We start from the raw sequence: 6,192 nt of genomic DNA, 5'->3' as shown, positions 1-6,192 counted from the left end.
TCTTTACGGAGCAGCCTTTCGCAGCCATAGTGGGCGATGGGAACCTCTGCCGGGCGCGGGGCCGCTCGACGAGATGGCTCAACTGGTTGTCACGCTCCTGGAGCCCTATTTACAGTCAGATAATTAATAAACCTATTTAGGGGATGTTGTACTAGCCAGCGAGGCTTGCTGAATGACCGTTCTACCCCTGTAAGCGGTACTGTCACGTTATTAAAGGTCGCGCGAGCGGTGTCATATAATGTACGTATTCCTTAATTATGCAGCGAGACGATCCCGCATCGAATGTCCGGTCACGGCATCCCACGCCTCGAAGGCTTGCGTGCGTGCCGACCGCTTCTCTTGCGCGTTCTTGTTGTAGCGGCAGTGCACGGGTACTGTCACGTCGTTGGCATGTTAGCGGAAATGCAGCGACAATCTCGGGCATGAAACGAACTGATTTGCAGCACAACACGCCTTCCAACGACGCTATTTCCTATTCGGGCTACCGATTCCCGCCCGATGTGATCAGGGTACTGTCAACTTATTGGTCGACGTGCGACCGAACACGCAATACTTAAGGATAGCTAACTTAAGAGACATGGCGCTCTAACGTCGGGGCACCCGTTACGCTTGCCCACGCCTCGAACGCATGGGTGCGTAGCGCCCGCTTTTGCTTTGCTTCGGTGTGGTAGCGGCAATTCATAAACAGATTGGCTACCTGATCGCGGACCGAAGCGAACCGTAGCAGATGACGTGCTGATTTGAAGCGGCGCATCACCTTCTCGCGGACCCGCATCGGCTGGTGCGAGTTTTCCGCCCGGTTGTTCAGCCCCTTATGCTGGCGGTGTTCACCGCTCAGACCGAGATCCCGGTTCGCCGCCGCGTAGCTTTTGAGCTTGTCGGTGATCAGCACACGCGGCGCACGGCCGTGCTTCCTGAGCAGCTTGCGCATGAGGCGCATGGATGCGTGCCGGTCGCGCCGGCTTTGCACCAGCACGTCAAGCACCGCGCCATGCTGGTCCACCGCACGCCACAGCAAGTGCTTCTTGCCGTTGATCGTGACGACCACCTCATCGAGGTGCCACTTGTCGCCGCGCCCCAGGGCGGTCGACCGGATACGTCGGGCAATGCCTAGGCCAAACTTCACCGCCCAGCGTCGCACGCTCTCGTACGTAAGTTCAATGCCGCGCGCAGCCAGCAACTCCTCGACCATGCGCAGACTCAGCGGGAAACGGTAGTACAGCCACACCGCATCGCTGATCACATCGGGCGGGAAGCGATAGCCTGCGTAGGACAGCGGGTTGTCGGTGACAGGTGTGTTCTGCGGCGACACTGGTTTCATGGGTGACATTATCGCCGCATCCATGCCAGGCTACCCGGAAGTTGACAATACCTGACCGACCTGTCGGTGGCGCGCACATGATTTATTCTGAGTTAGTGTGGCCGGTTTACGACCAGCCTTGTTAGCACGCTATTCAGAATCGCTTGCAACGCTGTCAAGTCTATAACCATAATTATAAATCGGCATTAATCGATAGCCATATTGAGAGAATTTCAATTTGGATTTAATCATCGAAAGATGCGTTGTAATTGTGCGCGCGTTGATCCTCTCGCCACGTGACCAGATCTTCTCCGAAATGTACACTCGGGATAAGGGGTTGGACAAACTCCGAAGTAACAGCAATGCGAGCGCATATTCCTTTGGTGTTAGCGGTATTTCCGTGTCTCCTATCCTGACCACATTGTTGGCCGGCTCAAAGCTGTAAGGCCCGAACTGCATCTCGTTATTTACAGGCTCCTTGCGCCACACATGCTGCAGGAAAAGCTTCACGCGCGTGAGCAGGTTTGAAATTGGTATCGGTTTCACCAGGTAGTGACACGGTCGGTGCAGACTTTCTAACGCCTTTTTATCTTCCGAATTACCGATAACGAAGATAACCTGCCACTCGAAAGGGAAGGATTGGTGGATAAGATCTAGCATGGCATTATCGCGAGTGTCCGCCATATCCCAATCAAGGATCGCAAGATCAAACGTGCCGGCGCGCAAGGTCCGGCGTAACGCATCTCCGGCGCTGTGCCCCTTGCTGTGATAGCCCGCCAATCTAAGGGTGCGATTCAGCGAAGAAGACACATCAGGATCATGCTCGAGAGTGACAATTTTCATTAAAGTTTATCGCAGTATTTTACTTCGACGGGCAGTTATACGATGAGGGCTGACACAAGATAGCAATTGATTCGCACGTCAAATGTTTATTTTAATAATAAACATTTACGGTATGTTTCATTTGATATCTATTATTACCTGTTTCTTACATTTTATTATGATTCGTCAATGAAAGTTAGTCGATTTTGCGCCATAAGTTAATACCCTATGTTGCCATAAGATGACAAAAATTTGAGATGTCGTAATTTTTTGTGCAGCTAATGCTTGCTCTTGCTAGATTAGGCGCCGCAAGAGATATGAGGCAGGTGCGGCGTCGAAATAATGGAAAAGTAATCGGAAATATTCGTAATATTTTCGCGCCTTAACATAAGGCATTGCTCAAAATATTCCAATTGCTTTCCCAATCTAACGACGCTCAGCCAGGCATTCATATGATTGGATCTTGCGTATATTTTTTATTCCATTGCGTTATCGGGAGAGACTATGAGAAAGGCATGGCTGGCGGCAGCATTATTGGCGATCGGGACAGCGGCACAAGCCCAGAGCAGTATCACTTTGTATGGCCGCCTGGACGCTGGTTTTGAGTACATGAGCGGTTTGCCCAACACCGGCTATTCGGCGTCCACGTCGCGTCTGCGAGCGGAGAGTGGCGACTTTGGCACGAGTCTCTGGGGCTTGAAGGGTGTGGAAGATCTGGGCGGCGGCACGAAGGCTGTATTCCAGTTGGAAGGCAGCTTCAGCACGACGACGGGAGCACTCGGCTCATCAGGTTCAATCTGGAATCGTTGGGCGACGGTCGGCCTGGCCAATGACAAGTTCGGTACCTTCTTGCTGGGACGCGAACTGTTTATTTCGAACGGCCTGTGGGACTTCGATCCGTTTGGCCAGTCAGCCTGGTCGTCCGCATCGCTTGTCCGTGGCCGTAACTGGCCGCAATCCAGCAACAACGTGTCGTATCAATCTGTGAAGTTTGGCGGTTTTGACGTGTACGGACAGTATTCGTTGTCAAACGCGACGAGCTGGAACGGTAATGGCACGACGTCCCAGGGGCGGGCCGACGGCCTTCAACTGACATACACGACGTCCTTGTTCCAAGTCCGTGGCTTGTATGACGAGCTTCGCACGGTGAATGGTCTGTTGAACAATCCGTTCTCGGCATCGCGCGAGTACTTTGCTGGACTCAACGTGTTCCTTGGCCAAGTCAAGCTTCAGGCCGTGTATCAAGCGTCGCGGACGTCCGGTATGACGGGTACTTCGTCAGGTACACCGACGACGACTGATCAGGAATGGGCCGGCGTTACCTGGCAGGCCACTCCCGCAGCAGCGCTCATGGGAGCTGTGTACCACGTCAATGCGAATAACGGCGGGGGCAACGCCACCATTTACTCGATCGGTGGTTCATACAATTTGTCCAAGCGCACCTTGGTCGATATGCAAATTGCAACGGTACGCAATAGCAAAGGTGCAAACTTCGGGCTTGATGCAAACTCCGCAGGCAATGGCGGAACGACCTCTTCGGGATACAACGAAAACCCGCTTTATGGTCATAGCCAGTCAGGCGTCTATGTGGGGATGCAACATTCATTCTGAACTGCTATCTAATACGATAGTTTCGTAGAATTCCTTTGTTTTAGAAAATTTCACGCTGCTGCGAGAGGCATGTGCCGGTGCGTTCTTCTTATGGGAGAGCGCACCGTTTTTTTAGGGCAAAGACCGGCCACAGAAGCAGTCGCTCGAACCCGCTTCTCCGAAGCGGCCATTCAACTCGTACGGGGAGAAATTGCGGCCCGGCGGCAGGTGTATCGCCCTGTGGGGGTACCCGAATACAGTTGGAACCTGCCACGACGCGTCTGCCCAGGTCATACCCATAGTCGATACATCCAAAACGACTCGTCCTCCATAAAGCGTTGTGCGAACTCGCTCGGGGAGAAGTCCGTGGTGCGTTTCGCCGCACGGCTAAAAGGTATCTTGGGGTTTTCGCGTACTCGCGACATCGCGTATCCCGCAAAAAATGCCCAAGGCCTTATTGCATAAGCTTTCCAGACGCGATTGTGAAAGCCAAGCCCCAAGCAGGCACCACGCCGCGACTACGGAGCCGGAGGCATCGGGGCAACTCATTCGCGCTATCCGATCCTACAAGGGCACTACTAAGCGATGCGAACTTTAGCGGTGGCAGAGGAGGCAGTGTTCGCATTGCTGCCGACCAACGCCCGCCCACTTCCAGCAATGGACATGGCGGCCAGATATCCGAACGTCAACGCGGGCCCGAGTGTAATCCCGGCACCAATGTAGTGTCCGCCCACCGGCGAGTTCATATCGTTACCGCAAGCGTAAAGTCCAGGAATTGGACGGTTATCACGATCAAGAACTTCGCCGTGACTTCCGGTCACGAGACCACGGCTTGTACCGAAGTCTCCCGGCATCAGCTTGACAGCGTAAAAGGGCCCTCGCTCAATGGGCCCAAGGCAGGGGTTCGGTGAGTGTGCAGGGTCACCCTTGTAAATGTTGTAGGCGGACGATCCCTTCCCGAAATCTGCGTCTACGCCAGTGGCTGCAAATTCGTTGTTGCGCGCGACGCTGCGTTCCAGTCCGCTCGGGTCGACGCCGATCTTGCCGGCAAGTTCAGCCAGCGTCTGGCCGCTGAAGAGGTATCCCGCCTTCTCATAGCGCCGCAGCGACAAACTGCCGGGTAGGATGACGCCAATGCCGTACTTTTTTACTGCCGCCGCGTCGGCAATAAGATAGGCAGGGATGGCGCCAGCATTGAACATCCCGAGGGTGAAAGCGTGGTACGACGCCGCCTCGTTGGTGAAGCGGTTCCCGTCCTTGCCCACTGCAATGAAGCCGGGCTTGGGACGGTCAAGCATGAAGTGCCCCCACAACACCTTATCGCCCGTCTCCTTCGAAAGCACTGACATTGGCACATAGAAACCCGTGTCCTCGGAGTTGTGGTCAAGTCGCCCCCCGGCCGATAGACCTAGACGAATACCTTCGCCAACGTTGCCAGGCAGTCCGAGTGTCAGGTCGACTGTGGGCTTGCGTGAGTGTTCCTGGCGCATTTCCTGGCTGCCGGGGTAGCCCCCGGTCGCAATGACCACGCCCTGGCGAGCGCGGATTCGAATCGTGCGGCCGTCCCGAACCACTTCTGCGCCTGTGACGGTACCGTCATCGATGATCAGTTTGGTGGCGGACGATCTCAGCCAGATTTCGATTTGCCGATCCAGTATGGTCTTGTACAGGCGAGCGATGAGAGCGTTTCCGCCAACGAGTCGGGTGCCACGGTGATAGCTCAGCCGATCCACGCCATAGCGCAAAAAGCGTTTCATCACGTGGAAGAACGACCGGGCTGACTTCGTGAAGGAAAGGAAGTGGAGCAAGTCGACAAGGTCAAGCATCATTCCACCGAATGGAGCAAACGCCGGTAGCGGAGCACGTAGATTCTTGAAGTGCGGCCCAAGCTTGCGAGCGTCGAATTCCAGCGGGGCATGAGCGCGACCGAACATGCCTCCCTCCAGTTCGGGGTGGTAGTCCGGGTAGTCGACTGCCACTACCTCCAGCGCGGAGTTGCGCAACATATAGTCGAGGGCGGCTCGGCCTTCGAGGATGTAGGCTTCCTGCAATGAGCGGTCGACACTCGTACCGACAGTCCTGGCAAAGTATTTCCGCGCTTTATCAAATGAATCTTTGAAACCAGCGGCCTGCATTGGTGCGCTGTCGACGAACCACATCATTCCCACCGACCACGCCGAAGTTCCGCCGACCTGATCGGTCTTCTCGAGAACGAGCGGTACAAGCCCCTCGTTCTTCGACACAATCGCCGCCGTCATGCCGGCGGCGCCTGCACCCATGATGATGACGTCGACCTCGCGGTCCCAATTCTCCGTCGTTGCGGTACCCATGGCGTTTGTCCTGTCTTAAGAGTTTCTGTCAGATCTGTTCGGAAATCGGTGTGCACGCGCGCCGCTGAAAAGCGGTCTCATCACTAGAGCGTAGTGCGCATCGCGTCTTAGTCAAATCATACGATATAGCATGATGCTTTAAGTAATAAA

5 protein-coding genes and 1 pseudogene are annotated in these 6,192 nt (G+C 54.8%); 1 reads left to right on the top strand and 5 read right to left on the bottom strand.

Annotated elements, in window-relative coordinates; all coding sequences use genetic code 11:
* Positions 1-255 precede the first annotated feature (255 nt).
* The 3 genes from M0D69_RS05325 to M0D69_RS05315 all read right to left on the bottom strand — a co-directional run bounded on the left by M0D69_RS05325 (position 256) and on the right by M0D69_RS05315 (position 2,143).
* The gene (locus M0D69_RS05325) at positions 256-381 is read right to left on the bottom strand and encodes a hypothetical protein (protein ID WP_301781026.1); all 126 of its coding nucleotides are present in this window, start codon (positions 379-381) and stop codon (positions 256-258) included.
* A 187-nt stretch (positions 382-568) separates the two neighbouring features.
* On the bottom strand, positions 569-1,321 hold the full coding sequence (locus M0D69_RS05320) for an IS6 family transposase (RefSeq protein ID WP_301781025.1): 753 nt from the start codon (positions 1,319-1,321) through the stop codon (positions 569-571).
* Positions 1,322-1,450: 129 nt separating this feature from the next.
* Positions 1,451-2,143 carry a response regulator transcription factor gene (locus M0D69_RS05315; RefSeq protein WP_301781024.1) on the bottom strand — a complete coding sequence of 231 codons (693 nt, stop codon included), beginning with the start codon at positions 2,141-2,143 and terminating at the stop codon, positions 1,451-1,453.
* A 483-nt stretch (positions 2,144-2,626) separates the two neighbouring features.
* Between M0D69_RS05315 and M0D69_RS05310 the strand changes: the two genes are divergently transcribed.
* Entirely contained in the window at positions 2,627-3,733 is a 1,107-nt protein-coding gene (locus M0D69_RS05310; protein ID WP_301781035.1) for a porin, read from the top strand.
* Positions 3,734-4,002: 269 nt separating this feature from the next.
* Here M0D69_RS05310 and M0D69_RS05305 read toward each other — a convergent pair.
* Both M0D69_RS05305 and M0D69_RS05300 read right to left on the bottom strand, forming a co-directional pair.
* Positions 4,003-4,101, bottom strand: a pseudogene (locus tag M0D69_RS05305) (AraC family transcriptional regulator); the annotation flags it as partial.
* Positions 4,102-4,290: 189 nt separating this feature from the next.
* The gene (locus tag M0D69_RS05300; protein WP_301781023.1) at positions 4,291-6,042 is read right to left on the bottom strand and encodes an FAD-binding protein; all 1,752 of its coding nucleotides are present in this window, start codon (positions 6,040-6,042) and stop codon (positions 4,291-4,293) included.
* Positions 6,043-6,192 lie beyond the last annotated feature (150 nt).

This window comes from Caballeronia sp. SEWSISQ10-4 2, assembly GCF_030464885.1.
Classification (GTDB): domain Bacteria; phylum Pseudomonadota; class Gammaproteobacteria; order Burkholderiales; family Burkholderiaceae; genus Caballeronia.
The sequence above is the reverse complement of the archived record's forward strand: the minus strand, read 5'-3'. Positions and strand labels throughout refer to the sequence as shown.

Bases quoted from the DNA above. Each gene is read 5' to 3' on its own strand.
- M0D69_RS05310 (WP_301781035.1), top strand. From the start codon at position 2,627: ATGAGAAAGGCATGGCTGGCGGCAGCATTATTGGCGATCGGGACAGCG.
- M0D69_RS05315 (WP_301781024.1), bottom strand. From the start codon at position 2,143: ATGAAAATTGTCACTCTCGAGCATGATCCTGATGTGTCTTCTTCGCTG.
- M0D69_RS05300 (WP_301781023.1), bottom strand. From the start codon at position 6,042: ATGGGTACCGCAACGACGGAGAATTGGGACCGCGAGGTCGACGTCATC.
- M0D69_RS05320 (WP_301781025.1), bottom strand. From the start codon at position 1,321: ATGAAACCAGTGTCGCCGCAGAACACACCTGTCACCGACAACCCGCTG.